Here is a 1,026-nt window from a genome sequence, read left to right on the forward strand (position 1 = left end):
CAACAGACTGCCATTGAAAGATTCCGGGCTTGTTCGGATTAAACTTGTAATTTGCCCAATATAAAATACATTATGGGCTACCATTCATACCAATTAACCAGTCGCTAATTTTGTGATTACAAGTGCATGCCCCCATCTTCATGCCGGTTCCGGGTTTGATGTTGCCGCTGCTTTTTCGTCATTTCCCACTCGGTCTCTTTTAAGCCGCGTTCTTGTTCTTGCCGTTGGTAATCTTCATCACGAGCATATAGAACAGTCATGATTGCGTCACTAAAGGCCGTCTTTAAGTAATAGTCTGGACTAACTGGCTTGTAGTTCAGTGGTTGATAATGTCCGATATTTGCTTTTCTGTACTGGTCGTCCTTGGCTTGTTGCTCTTTTAACTGCTTTTGGATTTTCTCAATCTGACTGTTCTTAATCGTCGGATCAGCTTTGCATTCGCCAAAAAAGAGTTGTTTAGTACCATCATGCTTTAAAACCCGTTGTAAGTGATGATTTTCTAACTGATCTAAGCTCAGCTGTCCCGATAAATAAGCTAGTCCTTGTTGATGTTCTGGGGGGCTGAAAACCTGTGGTGGGTTTGCTTGCCACTGTTCAATCGTTTCGGACTGACATGGCTTTAAAACAGGATCATAGTACATCACGGCTGTATAGACTTGTTCCTGTTTAATCAATGGCAATCCATCTAAATCGCCTTTGGGAAAGGCCCTTTTCAATACTTCATGGTATTGCGTTTTAATGACTTGCTTAACGGCCATGATTGCCCGTAGATCTTTGACTGCGCGAGTAATCTTTTGCTGCTCGGTTGGTGAATACTTTTCTAGTAGACCTTGATCAACGTGTTCTAGACTTTCTAAGCTATCATCATGAATCATCAGCGTATATTTAAGCTCGATTTTGACTTCCTTTTCTTGTTGCATTAATAACTTCCAGCCAACGTATGGCCGTTTGGTAAAGGTCAATAATTGTCGGGTCAATAAATCATCACGAATATTCATTAAACGTTCGTTTAATTCACTGCCTTTG

1 pseudogene is annotated in these 1,026 nt (G+C 41.0%); it reads right to left on the reverse strand.

Going from position 1 to position 1,026, the window contains the following annotated elements:
• Positions 1 to 116: 116 nt before the first annotated feature.
• Positions 117 to 1,026: pseudogene (locus FC07_RS08345) on the reverse strand (MobQ family relaxase); the annotation flags it as partial.

It is taken from the genome of Loigolactobacillus bifermentans DSM 20003 (genome assembly GCF_001434575.1).
Classification (GTDB): Bacteria; Bacillota; Bacilli; order Lactobacillales; family Lactobacillaceae; genus Loigolactobacillus; species Loigolactobacillus bifermentans.